This window comes from Pontibacter roseus DSM 17521 (assembly GCF_000373265.1).
Lineage (GTDB): Bacteria > Bacteroidota > Bacteroidia > Cytophagales > Hymenobacteraceae > Pontibacter > Pontibacter roseus.
On sequence record NZ_KB890765.1, the window covers coordinates 168478 to 184550 of the forward strand.

Here is a 16073-nt window from a genome sequence, read left to right on the forward strand (position 1 = left end):
TCACAAGGATAAAAACAGAAAGGGCTGCCAGTTACGGCAGCCCTTTCTGTTTTTATGTATGGTAGGACTAAGCCTGTGCCAGAACCTGCTCTACTCTCTCAGCGGCTTCTTTCAACGCCACAGCAGAGTATACTTTCAGGCCAGACTCGTCGATGATGCGAGCGCCTTCTTCAGCGTTCGTTCCTTGCAGACGAACAATGATTGGCACGTTGATGTCGCCGATGTTCTTGTAAGCCTCTACAACCCCGTTCGCCACACGGTCGCAGCGCACAATGCCGCCAAAGATATTGATGAGGATAGCCTTTACGTTCGGGTCTTTCAGGATGATGCGGAATCCAGCTTCAACCGTCTGTGCGTTTGCTCCACCCCCTACGTCCAGGAAGTTGGCAGGCTCGCCACCAGAAAGCTTGATAATGTCCATAGTCGCCATGGCAAGACCGGCACCGTTCACCATACAGCCTACGTTGCCATCCAGCTTCACGTAGTTCAGGTTAGACTGGCTAGCTTCCACCTCCAATGGGTCTTCTTCGGTAATGTCACGCAGCGCTGCTAGGTTCTTATGACGGAACAATGCGTTATCGTCCAGGTCAACTTTGGCGTCAACAGCCAAAATCTTGTTATCTGACGTCTTCAGCACAGGATTGATTTCGAACATGGCTGAGTCAGTCTCCACATAGGCTTTGTACAGGCTGGTGATGAACTTCACCATCTCTTTGAAAGCCTCGCCCTGCAGGCCGAACGCGAACGCGATTTTATTTGCCTGGAACGGACGCAGACCTACAGCCGGGTCAATCCATTCCTTTATGATTTTCTCAGGGGTCTTTTCAGCCACCTCTTCGATGTCCATACCACCTTCAGTAGATGCCATGATAACATTGCGACCTTTGGCACGGTCCAGCAGGATGCTCAGGTAGAACTCCTTCGGGTCAGACTCGCCTGGGTAGTAAACATCTTGCGCCACTAGCACTTTTTGTACCAGTTTGCCTTCAGGGCCGGTCTGGTGCGTCACCAGGGTCATGCCCAGTATGTCGCTGGCAATCTGCTTTACCTGGTCCAGGTTCTTGGCCAGCTTTACGCCACCACCTTTACCACGGCCACCCGCATGAATTTGCGCCTTGATTACGTGCCAGCCTGTTCCGGTTTCCTCGGTCAGTTTCATGGCAGCCTTTACCGCTTGGTCCGGCGTCTCTGCCACGATGCCTTCCTGGATGCGAACGCCGTAGCTTTTTAGAATCTCTTTAGCCTGATATTCGTGTATGTTCATGCTTTCAGTTTTAATAGACGCACGAAAGTAAGCCTTTATCGCTTTAAATTCAAGAAAACGGTTTTTAAAATATAAGGAGAAGCGCGTAGGGCTGGTTTTTGTAGGATAAGGTGCCATGCCTTGAAATGGCAGCTCCTGTTTTATGCTACTGCCTCATTTCAGCTATACCTTGCTACTTCATTGGTGTTTAGAATAAGCATTCCTGTGAGGAAGTGCCTAGCCAGGTATGACCTCCATTTGGAAGGCTGATTATCCCTAATCTACCCGCTTATGCACCAGTATAGTCGTTATAGGTGTAGGATTATGATGGCGGACAAGCTATACACCAAAGAGGTACTGGATGAGACACCCTGAAAACGGGCAGCCTGTGGGTAGGGTAAAGGTGAAGGAAAGGCTTTAGAAGTAACAAGGGCTGACGTCGATTCTGGCTGGGGAGTAATTGCTCAAAAATTACTGAGGGCCTGCCACTTTATACCTTTTGTTTTGTAGCTTTGGCAGACATTTTTTGTAGGTATTCACCAACATATTACTGCCAACCCGTGCTGCAAGTAGTCAACGTCCATAAAAAATACGGTTCATTAGAGGTGCTCAAAGGTATTGACCTGCTCATCAACGCAGGGGAGGTGGTCTCTATCGTGGGGGCCTCGGGCGCTGGCAAAAGCACACTGCTGCACATATTGGGCACCCTAGACTCTACCGATACCGGCGAAGTGCTGTTTGACGGGAAAAACATATCCCGGATGAATGCCACGGACCTTGCCCGGTTTCGCAACAAGCACATTGGCTTCATATTCCAGTTCCACAACCTGTTGCCGGAATTCACCGCCCTTGAGAATGCCAGCTTGCCCGGCTACCTGGCTGGTCGCCCCGAAAGAGAGGTGCGTGAGCAGGCGGCCAATCTGTTGGGTATGCTCAACCTCGCCCACCGCATGCACCACAAGCCCTCTGAACTGTCAGGCGGCGAGCAGCAGCGTACGGCTGTGGCACGCGCCCTCATCAACTCTCCCCGCATCATCTTTGCCGATGAACCCAGCGGCAACCTGGATTCGCACAACGCGCAGGAACTGCACGAAATCTTCTTCCGGCTGCGCAGCGAGTTCAACCAGACCTTCGTCATCGTGACGCACAACGAGCAACTGGCCACCATGGCCGACCGCACGCTGGTGATGAAGGACGGCCTCATCGTACAGGAAGCTGTAAAATAACCCTTGCTTCGTTAAAGCTAATCCATTCCTGGGCAGTCCTGCTCAGGCTGATTCTCCACTTGCTATACCTATCCATCCACTCTTTGTACTTTTTACGTATTGTATATCCCCCCACAGCCATTCAGGTCAAAAACCGAAGGTATGCGGCAGGGGCAAACATAGCGCAAAAAAATAGTTTATAACTCATTGGTTTTCAATGCGTTGCAGTGTATATTTTTTTGTATTTTTTGCACCATTTGAGGAGCAGGTATGTTTGATATATGTACTAAAACCATGAAAGCTAACTAGAAATGAGTCAAGTAAACAAAGAAACCAAAGTGGAGAAGCGGCCGAAGATTGAAAGCTATGATATAGCCAAATCGGACGAGACGCTTCACTTAGCCGTGGATTTGGCTAAGTTCATCAAAGAGAACCGATTGTTCCAGAACATACAAGGAAAAGAGTACGTGAACGTGGAAGGCTGGCAGTACGCTGGTTCCCGCCTTGGTATTCTGCCGGTGGTGGAGCATGTAGTGAACATCAGCACCGATGAGGAGATAAAGTACCAGGCTAAAGTGAACTTACTGGACCTGCGTAGCCAGCAAGTGGTGGGCGCAGGATTTGCCATCTGTTCTAATAAAGAGCAGGGCAAGAAGTACTACCAGGAGTTTGCGATAGCCTCTATGGCGCAGACACGTGCCATTGGTAAGGCATACCGTAACATTCTGGCCTGGATTATCCGTGCGGCTGGTTATGAGCCTACTCCGGTGGAGGAAATGGATTATGCAGGCAATGAGCAAACAGCCAAGCCAGCCGTACCTACAGAGAAGAAGGCAACGATGAAGGCCGCTCCTGCCACCGCTGCTGCTGAGGCCGCCGCTGCAGACGCGGAGCCAACGCCAGGCGTACGCTATGCATCGGCTAAGCAGAAGGAGGAAATCATTCGCCTGTTGAACAACCCGGTGATTACGCGCCAGGAGAAAACGAAGATGTTGCTCAACATCAACCGTTTTGACGAGGAGCGTGCCGCGCAGGCCATCGATAAGCTGAAGAAAGTAATCGAAGACCGTGAAGACGGACAGTCCGCTGCCGCTTAATTTGCCGAAATATCTACCAGTAGTAAAGCCCGCCTCTTTTGAGGCGGGCTTTTTTGTTGGGGTTGCTTGTAAGGTATAGCGATGCATTAGTTGCTGCTTTTGCTTTATGCTCTGTAGCATCGGCATTGCTGTTCGCACGCTGAGTTGTCTTATAGCTTCGCCTGTGCGGCGGGCACCTACTTTTTGTCTTGACACAAAAAGTAGGCAAAAAAGTCAAGACGCTCCAAACTCGCTGACCGCTCAGACAGTGGAGCGCCGTAAGGTGCACCTGGCTGGTGCTGCTGCCCTGTATCTGCTGTTGTAGGTATGTCTTGCTATACCTGCCAGTGTCCTGTGCTACAGCGCTTCAATGTCACGAACAGTAACGGCAGAAAGTCCCCCTTCGAAGGGGGCAGGAGTGGATATAGCATGGTGGCGTCACCAGCGGCCGCAGCCAAGGAGTGACCTACCCAGTCCTTGGGTGGAGCGCCTTGTAGTGTTGCGGTGCCGCGACAGCGGCAGCCCGCAGCGCAGCGAGGAGCAGCTTCAATACACCGCGCTCCGCCCAAGGACGATGCCCCCGCGGCTTGAGCGCTCAAACAGTAGCTATGAAAAGATAAGTATAAGGGCACTGGAGCGGCAGAGGCTACACCAGCAACAGGATTGCCAGCAAACCGCGACAGGTACCAGCAAGGACCTTGAAGGCGAAATGGATTTATATCCAAAAGAAGTTAACGCTGAAATAACAGGCATGAACGATGACTTCTGTCAGCTATAGTTTATCTTCGCTACACAAACCAGGCATCCTTGCACGATATCCACCACATACTAAAGACCTACTGGGGCTATGACCAATTCCGGCCATTGCAGGAGGATATTATCCAGTCTGTGCTGGCGGGGCAGGATACGCTCGCACTGCTGCCGACGGGTGGCGGAAAGTCTATCTGCTTTCAGGTGCCGGCCATGGTGCAGGAAGGCATTTGTCTGGTCATCACACCGCTGATTGCGCTGATGAAGGACCAGGCAGAACAGCTTAAAAAGCGAGGTATACCGGCCGTGGCCATTTACTCGGGCATGAACCGACGCGAGATTGACATTGCGCTGGATAACTGCGTGTATGGCAACATCAAGTTCCTATACCTGTCGCCGGAGCGTCTGCTCACCGACCTGTTTCAGGAGCGGGTAAAGCGGATGAAGGTTAACTTGTTGTCTGTGGATGAGGCACACTGTATCTCGCAGTGGGGCTATGATTTCCGGCCGCCCTACCTGCAGTTGGCCGAGCTGCGGGAAGTGCTGCCTCAGGTGCCGGTGCTGGCGCTGACGGCCACCGCCACCGAGCAGGTGCGGCAGGACATACAGGAGAAGCTGGCCTTCAAAAAGCAGAACGTATTCGTTAAGAGTTTTGCGCGCGCCAACCTCTCTTATTCCTGCCTCTATACCGAAGACAAAGTAGGACGCACTCTGGAGATACTGCAGCGCGTGCCAGGGCAGGCCATTGTGTATGTGCGGAGCCGCCGGCAAACAGTGGAACTGGCGAAGTTCCTGCAGAGCCGGCGCATTGCGGCGGCGGCCTACCATGCCGGGCTCAAATTTGAGGAGCGGAACAGAGTGCAGAATGCCTGGATACAGGACAAGGTGCGCGTGATAGTGGCCACTAACGCCTTCGGAATGGGTATAGACAAGCCGGACGTGCGGCTGGTGGTGCATCTGGACCTGCCCGAAAGTCTGGAAGCGTACTACCAGGAGGCCGGACGGGCCGGACGCGATGAGAAATATGCCTACGCCACCCTGCTCTATGGCCCCAGCGACACGAAAGATTTGATGCAGAAGGTAGCCGAGGCGCACCCGCCTCTGGAACTCATCCGCCGGGTATACCAATGCCTTGCCAACTACTACCAGATTGCGGTGGGGAGCGGTCTGATGAGCAGCTTCGATTTCGACCTGGCTGCTTTCTCCAAGAACTACAAGCTCAAGCCGCTGGAGGTGCACCACGTCATGAAAAGGCTGGAGGGGGAAGGGTATATCCAACTCAACGAGTCTTACTACATGCCCTCACGGCTCTTCCTGCTGCTCGACAACATGGCCCTGTATGAGTTTCAGGTGGCCAACGCGGAGCACGACGCGCTGCTGCGCCTGCTATTGCGGGTATATGGCGGAGAGGCCTTCACTACCTTTGTGAAGATATCGGAGCGGAAGCTGGCGGAGCTGTTGAAGAAACCGGAGCAGGAGGTGCGCCGCAAGCTAGAGTACCTGCACAAACTGCAAGTGCTGGTGTACGAGCCGCAGCACGACTCACCACAGGTGGTTTTCACCACCCCGCGCCTCGATGCCGCCAACCTGCCGCTCAACCACAAAAAGCTGGAGCAGTTGCGGGAGCGGGCACTGGAGCAGGTGAAAGAGATGGCACACTACGTGGAAACCTCTGACCGCTGCCGCACCCAACTGCTGCTGGAGTACTTCGGGGAGCTGAATGACAAGAGCTGCCGCATCTGCGACTATTGCCTGGCCCAGCGCAAGAAAGAACGGGAAGGGCAGGAGCAACAGCTGCTGCGGGACAAGCTACTGACATTGGTGCAGGAAAAGCCGCTGCTCCCAAGAGAGCTGGTGCAAAAGTTCGAACCCAAGCATTCCCAAACGGTGACCTCCCTCATCCGTGAACTGCTGGACCTGGGCAGGCTCCGGTGCGAAGACAGCGGCAAATTGCTGGTGACGGAGTAGAAAAGCGGAACGCTCCTTCGCTATACCTATACCTATACCTATACCTATACCTATACCTATACCTATACCTGGCTGCTGGTTCGGCCATGGCACAAAAGGTGTAACATAGAAGCATACCCGATGCCTTTCGTATAGAATTTCTATTTGACTTAATAAGCGTTTGGGAAACTTACATATCCGCTATCTGGTGCTGGATGTGCATATGAGGAGCTTGGTTTTCCCCCGAGGAAGTATGCTGGTTCGCCTTAAGTTAGACCGTTGTTGCAGCTGTGAGAGGTATAGCGCGTAACTACGCCCTCACAGGTTATACCTGGCCTTCACTTCGTAGAGCCGGTCGAGCACCTCGCTCAGTTTGGTGCCGGTCAGGAAGTCAAGTCCAATGCGCCGCCGTTCCCCGTTGGCCATTAGTACTTCAAACGCCTCTGGGCTTATCCGGAGCTCCTTCGCCCATGTCCAGAACACGGTGTTCTCTAGTGTGAGCTCTCCCCTCTGAAATGCGTACTGGCTCTGGTGCAGCGTAAACCTCTCCTCGTCAATGTATAGGTAGCTGTTGTCGAGCACCTTCAGGAAATCTTCTCCATTGGCCGCTTTCAGTACCCGGTAACTGGCGAAGGCGAACAGTAGGAACATCAGGCTGCTGAAGACGGTGAACTTAGAAAAGATGATGACCACCCCAATTAGGAACAGGATGGCCGCCATCACCTTGTAGAAGTTGGCTTTTTTCTCAAGCTCCATGGGTTGTGGCGGTATAGGCAAGTTTATCTTCAGGCTGTTCATAGTAATAGTATTCTTAGTTGAAGTATAAATATAAACCTAATGTGTTTTTTATGCAATTTTCCTGTTTAGCATTTTAGTGTATACCTCCTATGAACTGGTGAATGTGCTCCATGTGGTTTCCAATGACGGAAGCGGCTAAATCAAGTTCATCCCATGCTTTCTACTATGTCCAAACTCTACCATTTCATTGGCCACTTTAGACCCTCCCTATAAGTCATCTGCCAAAAAAAGCCCCAAAGTGGGTTTAATGTATAAGAAAAGCAGGTTTTAGTTGACCTTTTGTAGGCTTCGCCATGTTATGGCTTGGGGGTACATTTAATCTGCTTCGTGCTATCATAAAGTATAGTCACGCAACCTGTCGCCGGGTTGAGTAGTGCTGGTTCTATTCCGAATACGGGTTAATGCATGTTGTGCGGATTGAGAGATTTTAAGGTATAGACTGTGCCCAAAAACGAGATTTTGACCTATGATACGATTGCTGCCTTTGAGAGAATTGTAAATAAAGATGAAAGGCCCTACGACCCGGGCCTGATGGTGCTGCCAGGCACCTTGCAGGAAAGGCACAAGAAAGTAGACCCGAAGCTGGGGATTCCAGCCTTGAGGAGAGGCTTTCATCTGATTTACCTGCTGCTGGACGGTCCGCACGACATACGGCTGGATGAGAAGCACCAGTGGTTGAAACCCCATGACCTAGTGATTGTCCCTGAAAGCCTCGTGTACGCGTCTGGCCACATTTCGGAATGCAAGGGCTTCTGCCTGGAGTTCAATACCGATTTTCTGCAGCCCATCCTGAACGGCTCGCTCACCGACCAATTCCCATTCTTTGACATGGAGGCGGTGCATATCATCAGCCTTACCGCCAAGGAAAGCCACCTGATTCAACGCGTGTTCCTGGATTTGATTGAAGTCAACGAGTCCTCGTCCCGAGAGAAATCCCAGCTGCTGCGCGACTACGTGCACATTCTGCTGTTGCTCATCCGCGACTGCTACAAGGCCAGGTATACCGTGCACATACAGGACAAGGCCACCCGCGCCGTGCGCATCACCAACGACTTCAAGCACCTGGTGGAGAAGAACTTTAAAGAGATGCACGAGGTGCAGCAGTATGCCAATCTGCTCAACATCACGCCCAAGCATCTGTCAGATGTGGTGAGGAGTACCACTGGCAAGCCACCTCACGATATCATCAATAACATGCTGCTGCTGGAGGCGAAAGCCCTACTCACCAGCACCGACAAGCCCATCGCGGAGATTGCCTACCTGCTCAATTTCGACGACCAGTCGCACTTCAGCCACTTCATCAAGCGCAAAACGGGCCAGACTCCGCTCGCCATCCGCAAAGTCCGCTGATTGGTACAAAACATTCCGCTATTCCTACAATACTTTAGGTATGTAGTTGTGTAATTTTCAGCCAGTTACCAACTACTAATTACCTAATCATCATGGAAACACATGCAATTCTACCAAAAGAAATCAGTACCAGGAAAATAGCCGACTTCGTGAAGCACGTCATGGCTGACCTGCATGCTACTGAAAACACCAACCTAACCTACGTGGGAAGCAAGTTGGGTCTGTACAAAGCAATGGCTTACGCAGGCCCTCTGACTGCCCAGGATGTGGCGCTCCGCTCCGGAGCTCCTCTGAATACAATCGAAAAATGGCTCGAGAGCCAAGCCGAGAGGCATTATATTGAATACGACCCAATCATGAATACCTATACCTTACCCACCGAACACGCCATCGCAATGACGGACAGCAAGAGCCCCTTCTACATAGGAGGCCGCTTCCTGTCACCCAAGACCATACGACCTGAGAAACCCGAGAACAGCCTGGTTGCAACCATACACGCATCAAATTGCTCAGAAGAGCATGAAGGGCTGGAGGATACCTCGGCACGGTTCTTCAACAAAGAGTACATTACCGGCCTGTTTCAGGTATGGCTGCCCGGCATTGAGGGGCTGACAGCCAGACTAGAGGCAGGTATAGCGGTGGCCGATTTGGGTTGCGGACGACACGGCGCCACAACACTAATGCTGGCGGAGGCGTTTCCGGCTTCTGACTTCTACGGGTTCGACAACTACGAATCGTCTGTGGAGCGGGCCAGCCTGCTAGCCAAGGAAAAAAGAATCAGCAATGCCCACTTCGCGCTGGCCACTACCGAGCAGGTGCACGCACACCAATACGACCTAATCACTTTGATTGAATGCGTGCGTAACATAGGCGAGATGCCTGAACTGCTACGGGGCTGCTACGAGGTTCTGAAGCCAAACGGCATACTCGTGGTGGTAGAGGCCAAGCAGAAGGACAGGGTGGAAGAGGAGCGCTACCAGCGTTTGAGGTCAGCGCACGCCATGCCTGTGGGCTACCAGCACGAAGCGAACTTCATAGAAGTCGGCGGTGACCGCAGTGAAAGGGAACTAGAGGCGGTAGCCCGGGCTGCTGGCTTCACCTACTTCAACAGCGTGGCTGAGACCACACTGGACAACGTGTATGAGCTCAGACCCTGAGCGGCCTGGGTAACAATGAAGCGGGAAAGCAGGAGAGTGCCCCGGGAGAGGAGAAGCTGTCGGGGCACTTCTTTTCAGGCCTTCTCTAGAGTTTCACCTCCACCACTTCGGTCTCGGCCTCTGGCTGCAGGGTTTGCTGATGGGCGAAGGTGGTCTGGTAACCGTCTATGGAGACCACTTTGGAGATGCTCACCGTCACCTGCTCGTCCAGCCTGTTCACCTGGGGCAACCTTCGGGCGAACTGCAGGCTGGCAGCCTTGGAAGGCATGTCCCGGAAAGCCGCCCAGCTGATGGTCGTATCCAGCACCACGGTCTCCTTGTGCGGATTTTGGGCCAGTCGCCGGAGCTGGAGGTGCAGCCGCATGTTGGAGTTGTTCCAACGGGAGTCGCGGTAGTCGGCCTCGGTGAAGATGTGGAAAGTGATTTGTTTGTCGAAAGTGGTCGCCATGGGCTGCGGCGTCTCTTCGTCCTTGTCGCAGCCTGTGAGGGAAAGCAACAGGAGGGCCATGAGCGGCATCCTGAAAAATTTGGGAAACATAAGCGTAAACGTAAGGTATAGCCTGAGATTTAAGTTCGTGTGCGGAGATGCACCTACTGAACCGTACGGCTACCCGTGGCTTCTGTTAGCCCGAAATAAAAGAATATTTTAATGTTGTCTGCTGCCTGTGACGCAGGCAGTATGCGACAAGTGCCCTAGGTATAAATGCGTCTGGTATGGGTGTTATTCCTTTTTATGCTTCGTCTCCGGCAGCCGCAGCACCATGTGCTGCGTGGAGGGCGTGAACCCCAGCGACTCCCAGAAGCCGATGGCCTGCGGGTTGTTGACTGCCACCTGCAACTCGATATGGTCAGCCCCTTTGTCGAGCAGCCACTTGCTAGCGGCCTCAAAAAGCTCCTTGCCTATACCTGAACCCCGGTGCTCCTCTTTGATGACCGTCTCGGCGATATATCCTTTGTTAGCGAGCAGGAAACCGGCGGAGGCATTCCGGAGGCTGGCGAAAATCATCCCCACCCATTCGTCCTGCAACTGATACACAAAGACCTTGGTGTTTTTCTCCTTCAGGCGGGTGAGTAGTTCCGACTTCAGCACCTGTTCGCTGCCCGGCCTATATCGGAACACCGGGTGCAGGTGCTGGTGGTGGTCCAGCAGGATGCGCCAGAGGCCGTATACCTCGTCAATGTCTTCGGGTTGTGCTTCTACAATCACGGGAGTAGCTTTAGTAAAAAGCGTATACGCAGGTGTACCGGCTGGGTAAAGGAGACAGCGCTGCCGACCTCCCGCTAAAAAAGGGTGGTAAGGTCGGTGATGCGCTCCAGGCGGTGCTCGTACGCTTCCACATCGCGGTAGCCGTAGCTGGCGTAGAGGAAGGGCACACCGGCTTTGGCGGCGGCATCGGCATCGCCCTGCGTGTCGCCCACGTATACCGGCGACTCCAGTCTGTTTCGCTCTACGATAGCCTTCAGGTTCACGTCTTTAGGGTCACCGGTGCGGCCGGAGCACTCGTGGTCCTGGAAGTAGGGACGCAGGCCGTGGTGCTCCAGAAAGGCTTCGATGTAGCCGTTTTGGCAGTTGCTCACAATGAAGAGTTTGTACTTGGGCTGCAAGTAACGTAGCGTTTCCTCCAACCCGTCGTAGAGGCGGCCCCCCTGCTGTTTGATGTGCGCCATCTCCTCCTTGCCGCTTACCTCCATCAACTCCTGGCGCTGCTCCTGGCTCAGGTGCGGGAAAAGCATGTCGAAGATGAGGTTGTGCTGCGTGCCCGCTATGGAACGGACGGTGTCGGCGGAGATGTCCTGAATCTCGAAATCTACCTGTTGCTTGGCTGCCCGCCAGGCCTTGGCCACGGTTTCGGCTGCGTCCCAAAGGGTGCCGTCCAGGTCGAATATGATGCTGTCTATTCTATTCTTCATAAGTATTGTCTTGTAAAAAAGCCCCTACTGGTTGTGTGGTGGAATGAAGGTCACCTCCACAATCAGGCCGTCCTGCACGCGGTATACGGCAATGGCGTCGGTGCGGGGCTGGCCTTTCTGGCGCTGCACCTTCTCATGGTCTATCACCACATCACCGGCTATGATTCTGTTCACAATTTCGCAGTGGAGGTCGGGGGTGGCGGCGAACATAGCGCCATACCTGCTGTGCAGTTCATCCCGTCCTTGGTAAGTGAGCACGCCTGGCTGCCGGTATACCTTCACCGTGTCGCTGAACGCCTTGGCGAAGGCATCGATGTCGCGGTTGTTATACGCCTCGAGTTGCAGTTGCACGGGCTTGACAACGGCCGGTGTGTCGGGTTTGTTCTGGCTTTGTGCTGACATAGCGAAAAAAGAAAGCAGGAGCGTGAGCAGGTGCCGTTTTGGTTTCATGTGCAAAAGTAGTCATTTTTGCCGGGATACATCCCGCCGGGCGGGTATGCGTATACCTCAGGCTATGCTAGAAGAACTTATCATCCGCACTCTGTGCGACACCCTGCCCCTGAAGCCGCTGGACGGGCTCTTCCTATTCGGCCAGACCGAAGACAACCAAAGCGCCACTTTCGAATCGGCTCAGCGACTGTTCCAGGGAAACCGCATCAGCAAGGTGCTTTGCCTCGGCACCGGCCCCTTGAGCGGCTACCCTGGCTTCGAGGTATGGAAAAGGCAACTGGACCAACTGGGAATTGGGGAAGGTATACTGGAAGCGGTGCCGCCCGTCCCTGCCGATACCCAACTCTTGCATACCCGGATTGAGGCGGAGTCTATGGTGCAGCACGCCAAAAAGCGGGGATACAAAAGCCTGGTGGTGACGGCGGCCCCCTTTCAGCAGCCGCGGGCCTTCATGACGGCCGTCACGATGGCGCTGCAGGTATACCCGGAGCTATGCCTGTACAGCCTGCCCGGCAAGCCGCTGCCCTGGCAGGAGGAGGTGACGCACTCGCAGGGGGAGGTGCAGGATACCCGCGCCGGGCTGATAGCCGGGGAACTCGAACGCATCAAGACCTACCATGCCAAGGCTGACCTCGCCTCTGTGGACGAAGTGCTGGACTACCTCAACAGGCGGGACAAAGGGAAGCTCTAGCCAGGTATAACCGCAGGCTGGCTCGACCATGCCTCAGCAGGTATTGACGGAGGTTGTTCTTGGTCAGGTATGGCACGCGGCTATACCTGGTTTTCTGAACGGAAGCTACGGTTGATTAGGCGTCACTATTGAATCCCGCACCGTCAGCCTGTTCACTTTGAGGCTCTTCACGTCCAGCTCCTCAATCGAGAGTCTGCGTATGCGGGCATCCGCCATCACCATGCTGCGTATGGCCAGGTTGCCGACAGCCAGCGCACCAACTGCCAATGCTCCCACTGCCAGCGCGCCCACCGCGAACGCCCCGGTCGTCAAGGCACCCAGCGCCAAAGATTTCACCACGCCTCTTTCGGCCTTAAAGCTTCCTGCCTTTTGTGTCAATCGCTTCATCATCATCTCCTCTTGATTTTATAGTTAAACCAAATCCTACTATAACTAACGCGATGTAATGGCGTGGGTTTATCAACAGAAAAGCCAGCCAGGGAACAGGAGCTTGGGCTGGCTTTTCTAAAGAGAAGGTGAGGCTAGCCCTGGAAGCCTTCCACCGCAAACATGCGGGTGTTGGACGCGCTCTGGCGTAGGGCCTTGGCCGCAGCGTATTCCTCCGACGACCACCAAGCTTTGGCTTTTTCCATGGTCGGGAACTCGAGGACCACAATGCGCTGGGGCTGCTGCTCGCCTTCCAGCAGTTCCGTGGCCCCGCCGCGCACGATGAACTTGCCGTCGAAAGGCTGCAGGGAACCAGGCGTGAGCTTCTTGTACTCTTCGTAGGTGGCGGGGTCTGTCACCTCAATTTCCACTATGATGTAGGCTGGCATAGGTCTTTCTTTTGATTGGTTCAACACCTTGCATATTAGCCATAATCCGCACCGGGTGCAAGCCTTGGACGCAGGATGCGGCAGACGAGACAACCTTTTAGGATAGGTTAAGTTCTAGGAAAAGGCATACACCATAAAACACACCTACTATGAAAGCAATGGTACTCAGGGAGCCAGGTGCTCCCGATAATCTGCGACTGGAAGAGGTAGAGAAACCATCTCCCCAGAAGGGCGAGGTGCTGGTGAAAGTGCGCGCCATCAGCATTAATCCCGTCGATACGAAAACCCGTGAAGGCAAGGCCTTTTACAACCAATTGAATGAGACTCCTCCCGTCATCATCGGCTGGGATATTTCCGGAGAGGTGGTGGAAGTGGGGGAGGATGCTAAATTTTTCAAGCCAGGTGATGAGGTCTTTGGCATGGTGAATTTTCCAGGAAACGGCCGCGCCTATGCGGAGTATGTAGCCGCACCGGAGGCGCATCTGGCCCACAAGCCGGCCAACGTACCGCACCACGAAGCCGCCGCTGCCACGCTGGCCGCCCTCACAGCCTGGCAGGTGTTGGTGCACGAAGCGGGTATACAGCCGGGGCAGCGCGTGCTGGTGCATGCCGCAGCCGGTGGCGTAGGCCACTTTGCGGTACAGCTAGCCAAATACTTCAAAGCCACCGTGGTAGGCACCGCCTCCGCTGAGAACCATGACTTCCTGCGGAACATGGGGGCCGATGAGACGATAGACTACAACGAGTACAAGGTAGGGGATGTGGTGCGGGATGCGGATATCGTACTCGATTCGCTGGGGGAGGAGAACACACGGCGGTCGCTGCAGACGCTGAAAGACGGCGGCAAAATCATATCCATACTCGGTGGGGCGAAAGAAGCGGTGCAGCAGCTGGCCAAGGAACGGAATATCGAGGCGAAGAACTACCTGGTGCACTCCAGTGGCGAGGACCAAACTAAACTGGCAGAGCTTATGGCCCAAGGACTACTAACGGCTCACGTGTCGCATGTATATGATTTTGAGGACATGGCCAAAGCGCACCAGCAGGTGGAAACCCGCAAAACACGTGGCAAGGTGGTGGTGACCGTGGGCTAAAGACTCACACATTCCGGATTTGTAAACCATAACATACCCTATGACACAGACTAAAAACCTGGAAGTCTGGCTGCGCGGTCCGCTGCCCGACATGCCGTCCCTGTTGCAACCCGTGGCCCATGCGCTGCTGCAGGCGCGCGAAGAAGTGGAGAACTTTATGCAGGACTTCCCGGCAGAGCTGCTTTGGGAGCGGCCGGCAGGGGTGGCCTCGGTGGGCTACCACCTGCAGCACCTAGTAGGAGTACTCGAGAGGCTGTTTACGTACGCCCGCGGAGAGGCGCTGACGGAGGAGCAACTGGCCTTTCTGTATGCCGAGGGAAAGCCCGCGGGAGAAAATGCAAGGGCCGAGGCCCTGGTGCAGCAGTTCCATGAGCAGGTGGACAAGGCGCTGGAGCAGTTGCGACAGACGGATGAAAACACGCTGACCGAAACCCGCCGGGTAGGGCGGGCACAGGTGGAATCCACCGTGATGGGACTGCTCTTCCATGCCGCCGAGCACAGCATGCGGCACGTGGGCCAGCTGCTGGTTACGGCAAGGGTGCTGCGCGACAGAACCAATGAGTAGGTAGTAACACTACTGCTTGTTACTTTTTAGGCATCCGCTTGTGCTGGGGAACATTGCATCCCTATCACAAGCGGATGCCTGGCTTCAGGGGGATTTTTTCGGCATAAATTTATTCTGTGCTGTTCTGACACTATATAGGATTCTTGCCTATATTCCGGGCATGAAATCCAAGAAACAGATGCTCGCTTGTGGCATCGTATTCCTCAGCCTCTTTCTGAACGCCTGTAGTTGTGAAGACCTTCACCTGGGCAAAATAAACCTGGAGGGGAGCCTGAACAGCTTTACGCCAGTTGCAGGCAAGGGCGAAAACGTGGAAGTCCGATTTAGCAACAAGGTCGGTACTATGGCCTATGCCGTTGAACAGGACACGTTTCTGGTGAATGTGCCCGTGAGCAGTACCGGCAAGAGCAGCATGCACGGCAAAGGCGCCACCTACAAATGTGTAGAATATTACACGGCACAGAACAGAACGCTACATGGCTATTCGAACAATAATACGCTGCCTTTCTACCTCTCGTTGCTTCAAACGAAGAACTTCAACCCGAATGGGTATAGCGACATTGCCAGTCACGAGGAGGTAGAGGATGTGCTGCAAATCACGGTGGGATATCACAACAAGTTTCCGAACGTGGTGACGCGTGGCATGATGAACTACGAAGGATACTTGCCTACTAGGACCTTTGCCTTTTCTCTGCACCCGGACAAGCTGGTAAACAAGCCATACCCTATCGGGCAGGAGTATCATCCAACCATCACCCTGAATGGGGTACAACACGAGAAGGTATACCATCTGTACCTTTTATCGCCAGGATTCACAGCAGATGAAGTCTTCCTCAACAGCCATTACGAGCTCACTTACATCCAAGGCATTTACCTGAAAGAGGGCTTCGGCTTGGTGCAGGCCTATACATCAAAAGGCGAAACAATAGATTTCAGTCCGTTGTAGGAACGATGCTTCAATCTTTTGCTTAAGCGGAGGCATTCGCCTGCTTTACTGCGGTAAATTGGCACAATTGGGGCA

General features: G+C 53.9%; 17 protein-coding genes. 9 read left to right on the plus strand and 8 right to left on the minus strand.

What is annotated here, in order from left to right; translation table 11 throughout:
* Nucleotides 1-67 precede the first annotated feature (67 nt).
* Complete coding sequence (gene sucC, locus B051_RS0112200; RefSeq protein WP_018478484.1) at nucleotides 68-1264, minus strand: ADP-forming succinate--CoA ligase subunit beta; 1197 nt, start codon at nucleotides 1262-1264, stop codon at nucleotides 68-70.
* A gap of 539 nt (nucleotides 1265-1803) precedes the next feature.
* On the opposite strand from sucC, the gene B051_RS0112205 reads away from it, so the two are divergent.
* The 3 genes from B051_RS0112205 to B051_RS0112220 all read left to right on the plus strand — a co-directional run bounded on the left by B051_RS0112205 (nucleotide 1804) and on the right by B051_RS0112220 (nucleotide 6242).
* Complete coding sequence (locus B051_RS0112205; protein WP_026236368.1) at nucleotides 1804-2469, plus strand: ABC transporter ATP-binding protein; 666 nt, start codon at nucleotides 1804-1806, stop codon at nucleotides 2467-2469.
* Nucleotides 2470-2759: 290 nt separating this feature from the next.
* Nucleotides 2760-3545, plus strand: a complete 786-nt coding sequence (locus B051_RS0112210) for a hypothetical protein (protein ID WP_018478486.1) — start codon at nucleotides 2760-2762, stop codon at nucleotides 3543-3545.
* Between the two features lie 786 nt (nucleotides 3546-4331).
* Nucleotides 4332-6242: a RecQ family ATP-dependent DNA helicase gene (locus tag B051_RS0112220; RefSeq protein WP_018478488.1), complete on the plus strand. Its 1911-nt coding sequence runs from the start codon at nucleotides 4332-4334 to the stop codon at nucleotides 6240-6242.
* 297 nt (nucleotides 6243-6539) lie between these two features.
* Here B051_RS0112220 and B051_RS0112225 read toward each other — a convergent pair whose 3' ends face one another.
* Nucleotides 6540-7019 (minus strand): hypothetical protein, encoded by a 480-nt coding sequence (locus B051_RS0112225; RefSeq protein WP_033316864.1) that lies wholly within the window; start codon nucleotides 7017-7019, stop codon nucleotides 6540-6542.
* 441 nt (nucleotides 7020-7460) lie between these two features.
* Here B051_RS0112225 and B051_RS0112230 point away from each other — a divergent pair, with 441 nt between their 5' ends.
* On the plus strand, nucleotides 7461-8369 hold the full coding sequence (locus tag B051_RS0112230; RefSeq protein WP_018478490.1) for a helix-turn-helix domain-containing protein: 909 nt from the start codon (nucleotides 7461-7463) through the stop codon (nucleotides 8367-8369).
* Between the two features lie 92 nt (nucleotides 8370-8461).
* The gene (locus B051_RS0112235) at nucleotides 8462-9526 is read left to right on the plus strand and encodes a class I SAM-dependent methyltransferase (protein WP_018478491.1); all 1065 of its coding nucleotides are present in this window, start codon (nucleotides 8462-8464) and stop codon (nucleotides 9524-9526) included.
* An 85-nt stretch (nucleotides 9527-9611) separates the two neighbouring features.
* Here the strand turns inward: B051_RS0112235 and B051_RS0112240 are convergent, their stop codons facing one another.
* From B051_RS0112240 to B051_RS0112255, 4 genes are all read right to left on the minus strand, one after another.
* Nucleotides 9612-10064 carry a hypothetical protein gene (locus tag B051_RS0112240; RefSeq protein WP_018478492.1) on the minus strand — a complete coding sequence of 151 codons (453 nt, stop codon included), beginning with the start codon at nucleotides 10062-10064 and terminating at the stop codon, nucleotides 9612-9614.
* A 183-nt stretch (nucleotides 10065-10247) separates the two neighbouring features.
* Nucleotides 10248-10733, minus strand: a complete 486-nt coding sequence (locus B051_RS0112245) for a GNAT family N-acetyltransferase (protein ID WP_018478493.1) — start codon at nucleotides 10731-10733, stop codon at nucleotides 10248-10250.
* A 74-nt stretch (nucleotides 10734-10807) separates the two neighbouring features.
* The gene (locus tag B051_RS0112250; RefSeq protein WP_018478494.1) at nucleotides 10808-11437 is read right to left on the minus strand and encodes an HAD family hydrolase; all 630 of its coding nucleotides are present in this window, start codon (nucleotides 11435-11437) and stop codon (nucleotides 10808-10810) included.
* Nucleotides 11438-11461: 24 nt separating this feature from the next.
* Nucleotides 11462-11887 (minus strand): nuclear transport factor 2 family protein, encoded by a 426-nt coding sequence (locus B051_RS0112255; protein ID WP_018478495.1) that lies wholly within the window; start codon nucleotides 11885-11887, stop codon nucleotides 11462-11464.
* Nucleotides 11888-11951: 64 nt separating this feature from the next.
* Between B051_RS0112255 and B051_RS0112260 the strand changes: the two genes are divergently transcribed.
* A complete protein-coding gene (locus B051_RS0112260) occupies nucleotides 11952-12578 on the plus strand; it encodes a hypothetical protein (RefSeq protein ID WP_018478496.1) in 627 nt (208 codons plus the stop codon).
* A 105-nt stretch (nucleotides 12579-12683) separates the two neighbouring features.
* Here the strand turns inward: B051_RS0112260 and B051_RS21245 are convergent, their stop codons facing one another.
* Both B051_RS21245 and B051_RS0112270 read right to left on the minus strand, forming a co-directional pair.
* The gene (locus B051_RS21245; RefSeq protein WP_018478497.1) at nucleotides 12684-12971 is read right to left on the minus strand and encodes a hypothetical protein; all 288 of its coding nucleotides are present in this window, start codon (nucleotides 12969-12971) and stop codon (nucleotides 12684-12686) included.
* Nucleotides 12972-13099: 128 nt separating this feature from the next.
* A complete protein-coding gene (locus B051_RS0112270) occupies nucleotides 13100-13393 on the minus strand; it encodes a DUF1330 domain-containing protein (protein WP_018478498.1) in 294 nt (97 codons plus the stop codon).
* 149 nt (nucleotides 13394-13542) lie between these two features.
* Between B051_RS0112270 and B051_RS0112275 the strand changes: the two genes are divergently transcribed.
* From B051_RS0112275 to B051_RS0112285, 3 genes are all read left to right on the plus strand, one after another.
* Nucleotides 13543-14487 (plus strand): NADP-dependent oxidoreductase, encoded by a 945-nt coding sequence (locus tag B051_RS0112275; protein ID WP_018478499.1) that lies wholly within the window; start codon nucleotides 13543-13545, stop codon nucleotides 14485-14487.
* A gap of 40 nt (nucleotides 14488-14527) precedes the next feature.
* Complete coding sequence (locus B051_RS0112280) at nucleotides 14528-15052, plus strand: DinB family protein (RefSeq protein WP_018478500.1); 525 nt, start codon at nucleotides 14528-14530, stop codon at nucleotides 15050-15052.
* A 160-nt stretch (nucleotides 15053-15212) separates the two neighbouring features.
* Entirely contained in the window at nucleotides 15213-15998 is a 786-nt protein-coding gene (locus tag B051_RS0112285) for a hypothetical protein (RefSeq protein ID WP_018478501.1), read from the plus strand.
* Nucleotides 15999-16073: the final 75 nt, after the last annotated feature.